Annotated in this window: 14 protein-coding genes; 7 read left to right on the top strand and 7 right to left on the bottom strand. The window is 67.2% G+C overall.

All coding sequences use genetic code 11. The features are described from left to right. Nucleotides 1–86 precede the first annotated feature (86 nt). Together V8686_RS10365 and V8686_RS10360 are read left to right on the top strand one after the other, a co-directional pair. Nucleotides 87–215: a hypothetical protein gene (locus tag V8686_RS10365; RefSeq protein ID WP_407343883.1), complete on the top strand. Its 129-nt coding sequence runs from the start codon at nt 87–89 to the stop codon at nt 213–215. A gap of 2 nt (nt 216–217) precedes the next feature. After that, nucleotides 218–1702, top strand: a complete 1485-nt coding sequence (locus tag V8686_RS10360) for a hypothetical protein (RefSeq protein WP_379703913.1) — start codon at nt 218–220, stop codon at nt 1700–1702. 355 nt (nt 1703–2057) lie between these two features. Here the strand turns inward: V8686_RS10360 and V8686_RS10355 are convergent, their stop codons facing one another. After that, nucleotides 2058–2489, bottom strand: coding sequence for a pyridoxamine 5'-phosphate oxidase family protein (locus V8686_RS10355; protein ID WP_379703911.1), 432 nt, complete (start codon nt 2487–2489; stop codon nt 2058–2060). Nucleotides 2490–2808: 319 nt separating this feature from the next. Next, nucleotides 2809–3228: a universal stress protein gene (locus V8686_RS10350; RefSeq protein WP_379703910.1), complete on the bottom strand. Its 420-nt coding sequence runs from the start codon at nt 3226–3228 to the stop codon at nt 2809–2811. A gap of 121 nt (nt 3229–3349) precedes the next feature. On the opposite strand from V8686_RS10350, the gene V8686_RS10345 reads away from it, so the two are divergent. Next, nucleotides 3350–5899, top strand: coding sequence for a calcium-translocating P-type ATPase, PMCA-type (locus V8686_RS10345; protein ID WP_379703909.1), 2550 nt, complete (start codon nt 3350–3352; stop codon nt 5897–5899). 66 nt (nt 5900–5965) lie between these two features. Here the strand turns inward: V8686_RS10345 and V8686_RS10340 are convergent, their stop codons facing one another. Continuing rightward, on the bottom strand, nt 5966–6946 hold the full coding sequence (locus tag V8686_RS10340) for a DMT family transporter (protein WP_379703908.1): 981 nt from the start codon (nt 6944–6946) through the stop codon (nt 5966–5968). A gap of 214 nt (nt 6947–7160) precedes the next feature. Between V8686_RS10340 and V8686_RS10335 the strand changes: the two genes are divergently transcribed. The 3 genes from V8686_RS10335 (at nt 7161) to V8686_RS10325 (ending at nt 9168) form a co-directional block, all read left to right on the top strand. After that, entirely contained in the window at nt 7161–7955 is a 795-nt protein-coding gene (locus tag V8686_RS10335) for a helix-turn-helix transcriptional regulator (RefSeq protein ID WP_379703907.1), read from the top strand. 288 nt (nt 7956–8243) lie between these two features. Next, nucleotides 8244–8894 carry a prolipoprotein diacylglyceryl transferase gene (locus tag V8686_RS10330; protein ID WP_379703906.1) on the top strand — a complete coding sequence of 217 codons (651 nt, stop codon included), beginning with the start codon at nt 8244–8246 and terminating at the stop codon, nt 8892–8894. Nucleotides 8895–8961: 67 nt separating this feature from the next. Beyond that, nucleotides 8962–9168, top strand: a complete 207-nt coding sequence (locus V8686_RS10325) for an FmdB family zinc ribbon protein (RefSeq protein ID WP_379703905.1) — start codon at nt 8962–8964, stop codon at nt 9166–9168. Nucleotide 9169: 1 nt separating this feature from the next. Here the strand turns inward: V8686_RS10325 and V8686_RS10320 are convergent, their stop codons facing one another. After that, the gene (locus tag V8686_RS10320) at nt 9170–10357 is read right to left on the bottom strand and encodes a hypothetical protein (protein WP_379703904.1); all 1188 of its coding nucleotides are present in this window, start codon (nt 10355–10357) and stop codon (nt 9170–9172) included. Between the two features lie 150 nt (nt 10358–10507). On the opposite strand from V8686_RS10320, the gene V8686_RS10315 reads away from it, so the two are divergent. Next, complete coding sequence (locus V8686_RS10315) at nt 10508–11341, top strand: M14 family metallopeptidase (protein ID WP_379703903.1); 834 nt, start codon at nt 10508–10510, stop codon at nt 11339–11341. Here the strand turns inward: V8686_RS10315 and V8686_RS10310 are convergent. Genes V8686_RS10310 through sucC form a run of 3 tightly spaced genes read right to left on the bottom strand, consistent with a single transcriptional unit; the run spans nt 11338 to nt 14009 of the window. Further along, complete coding sequence (locus V8686_RS10310; RefSeq protein WP_379703902.1) at nt 11338–11967, bottom strand: RNA 2'-phosphotransferase; 630 nt, start codon at nt 11965–11967, stop codon at nt 11338–11340. The genes V8686_RS10315 and V8686_RS10310 overlap by 4 nt on opposite strands. Before the next feature lie 30 nt (nt 11968–11997). Next, nucleotides 11998–12867, bottom strand: a complete 870-nt coding sequence (sucD, locus tag V8686_RS10305) for a succinate--CoA ligase subunit alpha (RefSeq protein ID WP_379703901.1) — start codon at nt 12865–12867, stop codon at nt 11998–12000. After that, nucleotides 12864–14009: an ADP-forming succinate--CoA ligase subunit beta gene (sucC, locus tag V8686_RS10300; RefSeq protein ID WP_379703900.1), complete on the bottom strand. Its 1146-nt coding sequence runs from the start codon at nt 14007–14009 to the stop codon at nt 12864–12866. The genes sucD and sucC overlap by 4 nt, the downstream gene beginning before the upstream one ends. Nucleotides 14010–14047 lie beyond the last annotated feature (38 nt).

Raw genomic sequence — 14047 nt, 5'->3', positions numbered from 1 at the left:
TACCCTATCGTTACCGATCTACTGAGTTCTTCCAAACGCCGTGACGAGGACAGTAGACTGATAGGCAAGGGAGAAGACAGGCCGGTATGCGACGGCGCACAGTCCTCGGTGGAATGGTGGCGCTGCCACTCCTCACCCGATCGACACCTGACGACACCGCACGAGTGGACTCCGTCGACGATGAGCGCCGCTGCTACGGCGCCTTTCAGTACTAACCATGCCTGACGACATTCGGAATGGGTGGGGGGCACACGCCCTCGACGCCAACCAACAACGGAACCGCTACCAGAACGCCATCGTCTCGGGGTGTGCTGTGTCGGATGGGGCGAACGCGATGGAGGTCGACGTGGCTAGCGGCGACGCCATCGTCGCCGGGTCGAAGGTCCCGGTGAGTGCGACGACGCTGACGCTTAGTGCGTCGAACAGCGACCCGCGAAAAGACGTCCTCTACATCGACTCCGAGGGGACGCCACAGGTTGCCGAAGGGCACACCGCACCGGCCCAACCGTCCGGTGAGACGCGGCGGGATACCTACCAGCCCCGGCCAGCCGACCTGTCGGCGACCGACGCGGCAGTCGTCGCCGAGGTGTGGGTCGGTGGGGGAGTGAGCGATACGGCGAGTGGCGACATCTCGGACCGTCGCGTGTTCGCGGATATCCGCGTCGGCGACATCGTCTCGGATTCGCATACTACGGACGAGCGGACGACTGGGAAGACAGTCACACCCGCACCTGCTGCCGATCTCACCACGTTCATCCCGAACTACGCTGGTCACGTGATAGACCTCGCCGGCCGCGAGTACACGGTGTCCTCGACGGTTACGGTCCCCTCGCCGATCACGATTCGGAACGGGACGATCAAGCCGGATTCCAATTCCAGCGTCTCGGACTTTACCAGCGACTGGATGATGCGGACGGACCCTACATCTGACCACCGTCGTGTCGAGTTCGAGAACGTCACCTTTGGTCCCCGGAACGCCGTTACCGTCGCCGGGATACAGTTCAACAACGTTGCCGAATCGAGGTGCACGTCCTGTACTTTCGAGGATATGTGGGGCAATTCCCTCCAGGTCGCCGGCAAGAACTCATCCCAGAACGAGTGGGGCACCCTCCGGGTGGCGGACTGCCAGTTCAACGGCTGCACGCTCCAAGTCAATGCGGACGCGGACTACGTCATGTTCGTCGGCTGTGACATCTCGAACCAATCGACGCTCACGCTCGCCGGCGAGAACAACACCGTCGCGTCGTGTCACGTCTCGGCCGGTGGCACCGAGGACAAGATCATCATTACAGGAAACAAGAACAAGATCTACGCCACCACGATCAACCACACCAATCGTGCCATCGTGGCTACGGGATGTTCACGACTCCACATCGACGGTGTCCAGTCGCTCATATCGGCCGCACACGCCGTGTATTTCGACGGCGTGACGAACTCAACCGTCGACGGGTTGACCGTTGGACGGGCAGGTAATTCTACGACCGGCGACGCGGTGCATCTAACCGACACCACTGCCACCTGTACGAGAAATGTGATCCGAGACGTGCAGGCGGACGTGTACGCCAACGATTCGCCGACTACTCGTGACGTGGTCCACGAAACGACCGGTGTCTCCGGCAACAAGATCCACGACTGTACGCCACAAGGTGGGGCAGGGCTCACACTAAATTCGACGACCACTGCCAACAACACCTCGATTTAAGTACAAATCGCTACGTGACTGTAGTGAGCCGACATTCCAGCGCTGGCCGTCTTGGGAGCGCTCGTGAAGGATGTCGACGGCCTCGTGTGGATCGCGTGCCGCACCCCGTCGACGGGTGCGTGCCTCGTAAACCACGAGCGGAACACCAACGTTGGCTCCTCCCGACGGTTCGACCACGAGTAGTCCGTCGGTGTCGACGCCGCCCGAACGATCAAAAACGGGGATGTGGGGAGCAATGGCGGTCGGGAAGACGACCGCAGTCTCGCTTCGGAGCCGCCGAAGAGTAAGCCCACGGCCACCGTTTCGGAGACTGAAACACCGTGGATTCGCGGCCCCACCCGTCGGCCGACGTCGCTCACACCACCCGCTTTCGCCCGATCACCGTCTCCATCCCGAGTTCGTACAGCGAGAAGGACACGTCTTCGACGGCCTCGTCGAACAGACGAAAAGGGGGGAACCACTCGTTGATCGTCGTCTCGTCGGGGTCGCCGTCCCACTCCCGGATCGGGCCACGGACGTGGATGCTCCAAGACGCCTCCGGAGAGTCCGTGTACAGGGCGAATGTGGCGGTGTCGGTGGTCTCAAGAAAGCGGCGCTTCTCGGCGTCGTCGTCGTGGGTGCTGACGCGGAGGAGCAGTCGGTCGCCGTCGTAGTGGTAGCTCAGCGGGACGGCGTAGGCCTCGTCGCCGTCGGCGAGTGCGAGAACGGCGTCCGTACCCTCCCGGAGGTGGGAGTCGACCTCGGCGTCGTCCATCCCCGTCGTGTACACGTAGTCGACGTGATCCATATGGTGCATAGGTCGCGGAAGGGGAAATAGCCGACCGCCGCCGCTCGGTCGGCGTCGACGAGTTCGAACAGCCGATCCCATCCCTCGTCCGCGGGGAATCGTGTCCGGAGCCGTCGCATCTCGTCGGGCGCGCGACGTCGTTCAGCAGGGCGGCGCCCACCCGCACGTGGGAGGCGGCGTCGGCACCCGACTCCGAGTCGGGGGAACTCCTCGCCGCTCGGGACCCCGGACGGCACGCAGACGGACTGTTGTACGTCATGTCCAGCCGTCGCCGACTACGGTGGCGGCGACGGCCGGTAAACAGTTACAACAGTCCGTCTCAGACGACGATGACGGGACGACCGGCGTTCCGCACGACTCGGTCGGTCACGCTCCCGATGTGGTCGGTGGACCCGTGGGACTGCCCCTGGTAGCCGAGGACGATCACGTCGGCATCCACGTCGTCCGCGTAGGCGATGATCTCCACGTGTGGGTCGCCGTGACAGCAGCGTGTTACCACGTCGACACCCAGGTCGTCGGCCCGGTCGACAACCTCGTCGAGTTGCTCGCGTCCCCAATCTTCGATGGAGTCGACGACGAGTTCGGTGCTGCTCAGCGCCGGTTCCCCGTACCGGCCCGTGTCGACGACGAAGATGGCGTGGAGGGCCGCCCCGTTGGCCTCGGCCTGATCCAGGGCGTGGGCGACCGCACGGTTCGCGGCGGCACTTCCGTCCGTCCCGACCAGAATGGTGTCGTACATATCCGTAGTAGGCAGAGAGTGACAATAAATATAGGTGTTTGCGGGACGAGGGCGGAGCATTCCTCGGCGCACCGTCGTGTCAACGGGTACATCCATTAGGGTGGCGGCTGTTCGTGGGAGCGTGTCCGGACAATCACACGGTCGGTCGGTAGACGAAGTGTTGTCGGCCAACGACACCGACGCCGAGGGGTTATCCGCCGACGAGGCGCGACGGCGCCTCGACGAACACGGCGAGAACGAAGTCGTCGGGACGAGCGGTCGGGCGTGGGTCGATATCCTGCTGACGCAGTTCGACAGCGTCCTGATCTGGGTGTTGCTGGTCGCCGCCCTGCTCTCGGTGTTGGTGGGCCACACCGTCGACGCCATCCTCATCGCCGTCATCGTCGCACTCAACAGCGTCTTCGGCTTCGCCCAGGACTACCGCGCCGAACGCAGCCTCGAATCACTCCGAGAACTGACGGCGCCGACTGCGACCGTTCGACGCGATGGGGAGTCGACGGAGGTGGACGCCACCGAACTCGTCCCCGGCGACGTGATCGAACTCGAAGCCGGGGACGTGGTTCCGGCCGACGGTCGCCTCCTCGAGGTGAGTTCCCTCGAAGTCGACGAGGCGGCGCTGACGGGAGAGAGCGCACCAGTGTCGAAGGCCACCGACCCGGTGGACGCCGAGGCGCCGCTGGCCGAACGGGCCGGGATGGTGTACAAGGGAACGAACGTCACCCGCGGGAGCGGGGTCGGGGTCGTCACCGCCACGGGAATGGACACCGAGGTCGGTACCATCGCACGGAACCTGACGGACATCGAGGGAACGGAGACCCCCTTGCAGCGCGAACTCGACGTACTGGGCCGTCATCTCGGAGTCGGTGTCGCCGTGCTGGCGAGCCTCGTCGTGCCGCTCCTGTGGATCCGGGGGACGGACATCGTCGACGCCGGCCTCACCGCCGTGTCGCTGGCCGTCGCCGCCGTGCCCGAGGGCCTGCCGGCCGTGGTGACCCTGACGCTCGCCCTCGGGGTGCGAACCATGGCCGACGAGAACGCGCTGGTCCGCCGACTGCCGGCCGTCGAGGCGCTCGGCTCGGTGGACGTGATCTGCACCGACAAGACGGGAACGCTCACCGAGGGCCGGATGACCGTCAGCAAGGTGTGGGTGAACGACGCGGTCACCGACCTCGACGACGACGAGGCGTCCTCGGACCGCCTGGACCTCCTCTTGCGCGCTGGGGCGCTCTGTAACGACGCCACCGTCGACGATGGCGAACCGACCGAACAGGCCCTCGTCGAGGCGGCGGCGGAGCGCGGCATCGACGTGACGGCGCTCCGCGAGCGCCACCCCCGTACCGACGAGGTCCCGTTCTCCTCGGAGCGCAAGTGGATGGGCACCGTCCACGACGACGTTGGCTACGTCAAGGGCGCCCCGGAGGTAGTCGTCTCGAAGGCGGCGGGCGTCCTCGGGTCGGACGGGTCGGTCGACCGGTCGTCGGCCGCGATGGATCGGGTTCGCGAACAGGTGCGGTCCTTCGCCGACGACGCCCTCCGAGTGCTGGCCATCGCCTACACCGACTCGCCCGACGACCTGGAGGAGGAACTGATCCTCGTCGGTCTCGTGGGACTGATCGACCCGCCGCGCGAGGAGGTGGCCGCCGCCATCGAGGAGACGAAGCGGGCCGGTATCGAGGTGAAGATGATCACCGGCGACAACGCCCACACCGCGGCGGCCATCGCCGAATCGCTCGGTATCGGCGGAGTCGTCGTCGAGGGTCGCGACGTCGAGCGACTCGGGGAGACGGAACTGGAAGAGCGGGTCGAGTCGGCGGACGTGTTCGCCCGTACGTCGCCGGAACACAAGGTGCGGATCCTGCAGGCCCTGAAGCGAAACGGCCACGTCGTCGCGATGACGGGCGACGGAGTCAACGACGCGCCGGCGCTGAAAAGCGCCGACGTGGGCGTCGCGATGGGGAAGCGAGGGACCGACGTGGCGAGACACGCGAGCGACGTGGTGTTGCTCGACGACAACTACGCGACCATCACGCGGGCCATCGAGCGGGGGCGTGCCATCTTCGACAACGTCTGGAAGTTCGTCGCCTATCTGCTCAGTGCGAACGTCGCCGAAATCGCCATCGTCTTCCTCGCCTCCCTCTACGGCTACCTCGTCCTCCCGGCGGTCCAGTTGCTGTGGATCAACCTGCTCACCGACGGGTTGCCGGCGCTGACGCTCGGGGCGGATCCGCAGAGCGGCGACGTCATGGAGCGACCGCCGCGCGACCCGGAGCGCGGCATCGTCGACCGGAGCACTCTGAGCCTCATGGGCGGGGCGGGCGCCGTCTCCACGGCCGTGATGCTCGGTGTCATGTTCTACACCCTCGACGGCGCACCCGACGTGACGCCGTACGCGATGACGATGGTGTTCACCGGGTTCGTAATCCTGGAGTTCGAGAAACTGTACGTGATCCGGTGGCTGCGGGAGACGCCGACGCTCTCGAACCCGTGGCTGATGGCCGCCGTCGGGTCGTCGCTGGCGCTGCAACTCGCGGTGCTCTATACGCCACTCAACCGGTACTTCGGGACGGTCCCGCTGGCGCTCGGCGACTGGCTACTGATCGGCGTGGCGGCCGGCGTCGCCCTGCCCGCTTACCTCGTCGTCGCCGTCGGTGTCCGGCAGTTGTTGCGGTAGTCCCGCTCCACTCGTACGGACGGCTGTACGTCAGTTCCGACCGAGAAACGGAGACATCGATCCGGATCAGTCCGCTTCGAAGCCCCGCGGTTCCTCGGCCCCGGTGTCGAGGCGGTCGGGAGTGCGGTTGGCGAGCCGGTGGCGAACCGTCGGGAGGTCGACCGACTCGCTTCCGATCACCCCGAACCCGACGAAGATGGTCAGGAAGCCGACGACTGCGAGGGTGGAGATGGTCTCACCGAGGAGTGCCCACCCACCGACGGCGGCGACGACGGGCACCAGATAGAACACGAGGTTCGCCCGGATAGCGCCCGCGGCGTCGAGGAGGCCGAAGTAGGCGATGTAGGCCACGGCACCGGCGAGCAAGCCGACGTACCCGAGGGCGACGATGGCCTCGGGGGTCCAGCTGATCGCCCCGGGTGACTCGCCCGCCCACAGGCTGAACAGGTGACAGCAGAGCGCCGCGAAGGGAAGGCCCCACGCGGTGCGGGCCGTACTCGACAGGCCGCCGCCGGCCCACCGGATGAGGACGCTGCCGAATGCGCCGGTCGCCGCCCCGGCAAAGAGGATAGCCTTGCCGACGCCGCCGGTCATCAGACTCGCCGGATCGGGGTTGACGACCAGAGCCACGCCGACGAACCCTAGAGCCATGCCGGCGACGCCCCGAACCGAGAGGCGTTCGTCCGCCAGCAGGAGGGACGCGAAAAGCGGCGTCAGGATCGGGTTCAGGCTGAATACGATGGCCGCGACGGCGCTCGTGGTGTACTCCTGGCCCACGAACAGGAGGGCGTTCGTGATGCCGATGGCGAACACGCCGGTCGCGAGTATCCCCACTACGTCGCGCCGGGTCGACGGAAGGAAGTGCTCACGGTCGGTGGTGTAGGCGGCGAAGGCGAGCAACGCGACCGCCGCGACGTCGAACCGGAGCGCGACGAACAGGAGGGGTGGAAAGTACGCGAGACCCGCTTTCGCCGCGACGAAGGTCCCGCCGAAGAGAATGCCCGCGACCGCGAAGGCGATCAACGAGCGGCGATCCGCCGCGCTCACTCCCCGCCCCCGCCGCGGATCGATTTGCCGCCTGTTCCGCCCGTCGAGAACCGCGATAGATCACTCATCGCCGGGTCCTACGAGCCGCCCACGTATAGTTTAATTCGTAAAATCTTTCACGTCAAGAAAGGAACGCAGTCCGCCGTAGGTCTTCGTGGCGTGCAACGATTTCACGGGGCGAAAGTGGTTTGTCGCGGCGGGGACCACTGCGGGTATGGAGTCCGCACTGTCGGAGATCGAGTTTCTCGCGCTCTCCCCGAACCGGGTGGCAGTGCTTCGACGCCTCGCTCGGGAACGGCACACGCGGACGGATCTCGCCGTGGCGACCGGTGCCTCACAGGCGACACTCGGGCGGATCCTGCGGGACTTCGAGGACCGCTCCTGGATTCGCCGGGCCGACGGCGGGTACGCCGCCACGGCGACCGGCGAACTCGTCGCGGACGGATTTCTCGACCTCCTGGAGATCATGGAGATAGAGGGCGACCTCCGGCCCATCGTTCGGTATCTCCCGACCGACGCCCTCGGGTTCGACCTCCGCCGGTTCGAGGACGCCACGATCACGGTGCCCAGCGGGACGAAACCGAACGCGCCGGTCAAGCGCATCCTCGAGTTCCTCCGTGACGGGGACGAGGTCCGCGTGTTCTCCCACGCGTTCAACGAGGGGAGCCTCAGGGTCATCGAGGAGCGAGTCAGCGCCGGCGAGACGACGTTCCGTGGGGTGTTCTCGCGGAGCGCCCTCGACGCCGTCGCCGACGACGCCGGTCTCCGGCGGCGACTCGACTCGCTCCTCGACACGCCGGATGCACGGTTGCGGGTCAGGGACGGAGAGATTCCGGTGGCGGTGACGGTCGTCGACGACGTGGTTCACCTGCTCTTGCGGGACGCAAACGGCGTCCTCCAAGCCTCGGTCGACACCGACGACACGACGGTTCGCGAGTGGGCGACCGAGACGTTCGACGCGTACTGGGAAGCGGCGACGCCGGTCGATCGGGACGAACTCTCCCACTGACGACGCGACGATCAGGACCGGGAGCGTCGGTAGTTGGCCAGACGACCGCCACAGGTCGGGCAGGTCATGCGAAACGGCCCCGCTTCGAGTTCCCGGTCGCAGCCGGGGCAGACGTAGCGTGCCATCACGGGTTTCCCCAATGGACTGTTCCTAATTAAATATTTCCGTGTGATCTCACCAAGATCGTCGATATATAGGGAAAATCACGCCACGATTGGACACACACTCGTCGTCGAGAACCCGCGGACGAGGGGAAACACTTAGCACGCGCGTGTGGGAGTTGTCGGTATGGTCCAGTTGCGGTCCTGTTACTTCTGTGGTGGCATCGGCGACTCGCTTCGGGAGTACGAGGTGGTGCCGGATCACCTCGGCTCGGCGGAGGGTGGACGGTCGGCGGTGCTCTGTTCGACCTGCCACGAGAAACTTCGTCGCGTCCTCGAACCGCTGGCGGCGGCGGCCGAATCACCGAGTGCGCCCGACCCCGAACCCGCGTCGCTCCAGGAGGTGACCTTCGAATCGGGATCTGTCGCGTCCGACGACGCGACGGCGCCAGCCGAGAGCGAGTCGGCGAACGGCGAGGAGACGTCCGAAGGAGCGTCCACGGCTGAAGGGGACGTATCCGCCGACGAAGCACCGACGAGGGCCGCCGAGGCTCCCGAGACCGGGACGGCGGACGCGGCGGCCGACGGCCCGTCGGAGGGCGCCGACGCGAGCGAGTCGACCGCCGCAAGCGACGGAGCGGCGGTGCCCGAGGAGTACTACAAGGTCCTCCGACTGCTCCAGAACCGCGAGTTCCCGATGGAGCGGGCCGACCTGACCGGTCTCGTCACGGGCGCGTACGACGTCTCGGAGCCGCAGTGCGAGCGGATTCTGGAGACGGCCATCGACCGCGGCGTCCTGGTGGAAGAGGGATCGACCCTCGACCTCGGCCGAAACTGACGGCGCGACGGGGGAGACACGAACAGTTATGAGTGATAATTGAGAACATGGGTGATGGTGGTGTTGCATGAGCCTCATGGACAAGGTGAAAGAACTCCTGGCGCCGGACGACGAGGAGACGATACTCTACGACTACGAGTGTCAAGACTGCGGCAAAACCATCACGTCCAGCGACGAACCGGACGAAGCCACCTGTAGAAACTGTGGCTCGGCCGACTTGGAGGAGGTCGGGCGGATGTACGCCGGTGGCGGCAGTGGCGGCGGCGCCGGATAACCTACCCCCCGCTTCCCGGGAGCCGTTCCGGCGTTCCGGAGCGGAGGATGTACTCGATAGCGATGCCGTTGAGCGGTGACCCCGCCGCGTCGGCGTGGTCCCGCGCCAGGTCGAAGTATCGCTCCGTGATCGAGAGCACGTTCGCGTAAGCCGCCTCGTCGTCCTCGGCGAGGACGTACTCGGCCGTGACGGGCGTCAGTTGCCCCTCGGCCACGTCGTCGCGGTAGTCGTCGACGTCGTCCAGCCAGATCTGTGCGCCGATGATGGCGAGGACGATGGACGTGCCGAACGCCGCGGGGACGTCGAAGCCGACGCCGCGATAGGCGTTGAGCATCCCCTGGTAGATGACGCCGACGCGGTCGTACTGGGTCCGGAGATACGGCAGGTCGTGGTCACGGTCCGGAACTGGGGAGTCGTCCGGAACGGGCGCGAACTTGTACTCGGCCTCGATGCGGTCGGCCGCGTCCGGGTCCCCGTCGAGGGCGGCGGCCAGCATATCGCGGAACCGGTCGTCCTGCTCTTGGTGGGCCTCGGATCGGTCGACTGCGTCGTCGTAGGCCGCCCGGACTGCGTCCGGCGCACGGTCGAACGCCGCCTCGACGACCCCCTGGAGGTACCGCTGGGCTACCTCCGCCACGCGACGTCGGTCGGGGGCTGGATCGCCGGATATCTGCACCTCGAAGTCCTCGAACTCGTCGTCGTTGATGGCGTCGCGCATGTCGCCGTCGAGCAGCGCCTGAACGATGAGACTCGTCGCGTCCTCGGCTCGTTCGACGTACTCGCGGGCCTCGCGGTTGGCGGGGGCCGACGGGTCGATCCGGCCGAGGCGACCACGGATCCCGGTCCCCACGTCCTCGATGGGGTCGTATCCCGGTGTCGACCGGGCGAGCGCCCGCCGGTAGAGGTAGCCGAGGGTGAGCTCCGCCGGGAGCGTCAGCTTCGTCTCGTACTCGAACGCGACGTCGTCGGCGCCCAACTCGTCGGCGACCGCGGCCTCGACGCCGCGGTAGACGTCGTCGAGGATGGCGTCGAGGGTGTCGTCGACGGCCGACTTGATCCGGAGTGCGCGGTAGTCGAGGCGACCGGTCTCGGCGTAGTAGCCGAGGATCGCCCGCTGGGCGGTCGGGAGGCGGTCGGTCGCGGCGAGTCGGCCGGCGACGGACCGTGCCGGCGAGGTGATCACCGCCACGGACGGCCAGTGGCGCCGGCCGTCGTCAACACCTCCGGACGGGAGTCTCGGGTCCTCATTGGCGGAACCGTCCCCGGCGACGGGTATCAACCTTGTTATCGGCGGTCCCGATGGGACAGCTTTTCGGGGACGGGCCGCCCAGAAACGCCCATGCAGGTCCATACGGTCGGTGAGGGGACCCCCGAGGTCGCAGTCGTCGGCGCCGTCCACGGGGACGAACCCTGTGGCGCCCGCGCAATCGAGCGATTCCTCGACGGTGATCCCGACGTCGACCGCCCGGCGAAACTGATCGTCGCCAACGAACCCGCGCTGGAACGGGGCATCCGCTACGTCGATACGGATCTCAACCGTTCACTCCCCGGCGACCCCGAGAGCGACCAGTACGAGGAGCGACTGGCGCACGAACTGATGACAGAGGTGCAAGGCTGTATCTCCCTCGGGATCCACTCGACGGTGTCGTACGGCCGACCCTTCGCCAACGTGGCGTATCTGAACGAGCGAAAGCGCGAGGTAGTCGCCCACCTGCCCGTCGATCAGGTGGTCGATTTCACCGTCGTCGCCGACGGCCGGTCGGTCGAACTCCCCGGCTTCCTCGACGTGGAGGCGGGTCACCAGGGGTCGACCGCGGCCGTCGACAACGCCTACGACTGCATCGTCGCCTTCCTCCGGACGACGGGTGTCCTCCCCGGCGATCCGCCGGCCCCCGATCCGGGGTTCTACGAGGTGACCGAGCCGATGTACAAGGAGCCGGGACGGACGTACCGTTTCCGCGGCGCGAACTTCGAACGCGTCGCGCCGGGGGAGCGGTTCGCCGACGTCGACGACGACCCGCTGGTGGCCGACGAGGAGTTCTGGCCCGTCCTCATGTCCGACGACGGGCACGACGTGCTGTTCGGCTACCGTTCCACCTACCGCGGCCCCCTGTCGTCGCTCTCGGCGCCGAGTCACGGGGACGCGAACGCCGAATCCGTCACCGACGACTAGCCGTCGACGAGCGTCAGGTAGCCCGGCGGCACCCGGTCGACCGTGTACGTCTCCGCGCCGCGTTTCGTGATCCGATACTCGTCGGTGAGCGACGCCGCATCGACCGCGAACACGACCGGCGCGGGCGCGTGCCGACGGCCGACCGCGCGGGCCGCCGGACGAGTCCCGGCGAGGTGGACCTGCTGGCGACCCATCGGCTTCAGCCCCGCCTCGTGGATGGCGTCGACGTTCTCGGGGGCGGTACCGTGGTAGAGTTCGTCCGGGACTGGCCGGCCGGCCGATTCGAGGGAGACGTCGACGGAGTGGCCGTATGCCGCCCGTACCCGGCCCTCCGTGCGTTCGAATCGTCCCTTGGGATCGGCGGTGACGACGCCCGGAACCGCGTCGGCGTCGGCCCAGGGGTACCGCTCGCTCGCGGCGGCGACGAGATCGGGCCACGCGGCCCACCCGTGGTCGTCGAGCGAGAGGCCGGCGTCGTCGGGGAAGTGCCGGAGCGCGCCGCTCAGAAATTTCGAGAGTCGCGTCCGGCGGTCGGCCGACAGCACCGTCTCGCCGACGGCGCCACAGTCGGGGCACACGCCGGCGACGAAGCCGTGGTCCGGACAGCGGCGAACGGGATCGGTCACGGTCGAACGAGGGGACCGCGACGGAAGACGTTACAGGTAGTCCTCGATGTGGTCGGCGACTTCCTCGGGAGTGTCGCCGACGGGGACGCCGGCGCGGTTGAGCGCCTCGATCTTACTTTCGGCCGTCCCCGTACCGCTCCCGGAGACGATAGCGCCGGCGTGGCCCATGCGCTTGCCCGGCGGGGCCGTCCGCCCGGCGATGAAGGCCGCCACCGGTGTGTCCATCTGGCTGGCGATGTACTGGGCTGCCTCCTCCTCGTCCTCGCCACCGATCTCACCGCACATGGCGATGGCCTCGGTCTCCGGATCGGCCTCGAAGAGTTCGAGGGCGTCGATGAAGGAGGTGCCGATGATCGGGTCGCCGCCGATGCCGATGGCGGTGGTCTGCCCGATGCCACGGCCGGTCAGGTTGTCGACGACCTGGTAGGTGAGCGTTCCGGAGCGAGAGATCAGTCCGACCTTGCCCGACGCGAAGATGTTGCCCGGCAGGATGCCGAGTTTCGCCTCGCCGGGCGTGATGACGCCGGGGCAGTTCGGGCCGACGAGGTAGGTGTCCGTCTCGCGGAGGCGACGGTTCACCTTCGCCATGTCCTGGGTCGGGATTCCCTCGGTGATGGCGACCACCAAGTCGAGGGAGGTGTCGAGCGCCTCGAACAACGCGTCGGCGGCGAACGCCGGCGGGACGAAGACGACGGACGCGTCGGCGTCCTCCCTCCGAACCGCCTCGTGGACGGTGTCGTAGACGGGGACGCCGTGGACCTCCTCGCCCCCCTTGCCGGGCACCGCGCCGGCGACGACGTTCGTGCCGTACTCGATCATCTGCTCGGCGTGGAAGTTCCCCTCGCCTCCGGTGATACCCTGCACGACGACGCGGGTGTCCGCGTCGACCAAGACACTCATGATTGCACCTCCGCGGCGTTGGCGACGGCACGCTGGACGGCGTCCTCCAACGTCCCCTCGACCTGGACGAGGCTGGTGTCGAGAATCTCCATGCCCTCGCTCGCGTTCGTGCCCGCGAGGCGGACCACCACGGGCTTGGGAATCTCGTCGAACTGCGAGAGGGCGTCGTTGATGCCACGGGCCACCTCGTCGCCCCGGGTGATGCCGCCGAAGATGTTGAACACGACCGAGTCGACGTTCGGATCGGAGAAGACCATGTCGAGAGCGTTGGCGACGCGTTCGGCCTTGGCGCCACCGCCGATGTCGAGGAAGTTGGCGGGGGCGCCGCCGTAATGGTCCACGAGGTCCAGCGTCGCCATCACGAGGCCGGCACCGTTGCCGATGATGCCGACGTTGCCCGAGAGGCGGACGTAGTCGAAGCCGTACTCCCCGGCCTTGCGCTCTAGGTCGTCGGTGTAGGACTCCTCTTCCATGTCGGCGAGGCCGGGGTGCCGGAAGAGCGCGTCGTCGTCGACGTTCAACACGGCGTCCGCGGCGACCACGTCGCCGCCGTCGGTCACCATCAGCGGGTTGATTTCGGCCTCGCTGGCGTCGTTTGCCTCCCAGAGGTCGTAGAGCGTCTCCAGAACGCTCGATACCGCCCGGGCGACGTCGCGGGGGATACCGGCCTCGTACACCGCCTTGCGGGCCTGATACGGGTGCATCCCGAACGCGGGGTCGACGTGTTCGCGGGCGATGGCCTCGGGTGTCTCCTCGGCGACGGATTCGATGTCGACGCCGCCCTCGGAGGAGACCATCGCGACGGGTTCGCCCTCGCCGCGGTCCATCGTCACGCCGAGGTAGAGTTCGTTCGTGAAGTCGACCGCCGACTCGACGAGGACGCGGTCGACGTGATAGCCCTTGAGATCCATCCCGAGGATGGCGTCGGCCGCCTCACGCAGTTCGTCCTCGTCGGTCGCGATTTCGATGCCGCCGGCCTTCCCGCGGCCACCGACGTGGACCTGTGCTTTGACCGCGACCGGGTAACCCACGTCGCGCCCGGCGTCGACGGCCTCCTCGACGCTCGTCGCCAGCCGGGAGTCGGGGGTCGGAATCCCGGCGTCGGCGAAGACACCCTTCGCCTGATACTCGTGAAGTCTCATGCTAGTCGCCCAGAGGTTCCGGCGACCGGGAGTTAGTA

Origin of the sequence: Haloplanus litoreus, from assembly GCF_045690335.1 — an archaeon.
In the GTDB taxonomy this organism is placed as follows: Archaea; Halobacteriota; Halobacteria; order Halobacteriales; family Haloferacaceae; genus Haloplanus; species Haloplanus litoreus.
Note: the sequence above shows the minus strand (reverse complement) of the source record. Positions and strands in the feature narration are given on the sequence as shown.

What these genes read in the sequence shown, in the direction of transcription:
- V8686_RS10365 (WP_407343883.1), top strand. Translation starts at nt 87, where the DNA reads ATGCGACGGCGCACAGTCCTCGGTGGAATGGTGGCGCTGCCACTCCTC.
- V8686_RS10360 (WP_379703913.1), top strand. Translation starts at nt 218, where the DNA reads ATGCCTGACGACATTCGGAATGGGTGGGGGGCACACGCCCTCGACGCC.
- V8686_RS10355 (WP_379703911.1), bottom strand. Translation starts at nt 2,489, where the DNA reads ATGGATCACGTCGACTACGTGTACACGACGGGGATGGACGACGCCGAG.
- V8686_RS10350 (WP_379703910.1), bottom strand. Translation starts at nt 3,228, where the DNA reads ATGTACGACACCATTCTGGTCGGGACGGACGGAAGTGCCGCCGCGAAC.
- V8686_RS10335 (WP_379703907.1), top strand. Translation starts at nt 7,161, where the DNA reads ATGGAGTCCGCACTGTCGGAGATCGAGTTTCTCGCGCTCTCCCCGAAC.
- V8686_RS10330 (WP_379703906.1), top strand. Translation starts at nt 8,244, where the DNA reads ATGGTCCAGTTGCGGTCCTGTTACTTCTGTGGTGGCATCGGCGACTCG.
- V8686_RS10325 (WP_379703905.1), top strand. Translation starts at nt 8,962, where the DNA reads ATGAGCCTCATGGACAAGGTGAAAGAACTCCTGGCGCCGGACGACGAG.
- V8686_RS10315 (WP_379703903.1), top strand. Translation starts at nt 10,508, where the DNA reads ATGCAGGTCCATACGGTCGGTGAGGGGACCCCCGAGGTCGCAGTCGTC.
- sucD (WP_379703901.1), bottom strand. Translation starts at nt 12,867, where the DNA reads ATGAGTGTCTTGGTCGACGCGGACACCCGCGTCGTCGTGCAGGGTATC.
- sucC (WP_379703900.1), bottom strand. Translation starts at nt 14,009, where the DNA reads ATGAGACTTCACGAGTATCAGGCGAAGGGTGTCTTCGCCGACGCCGGG.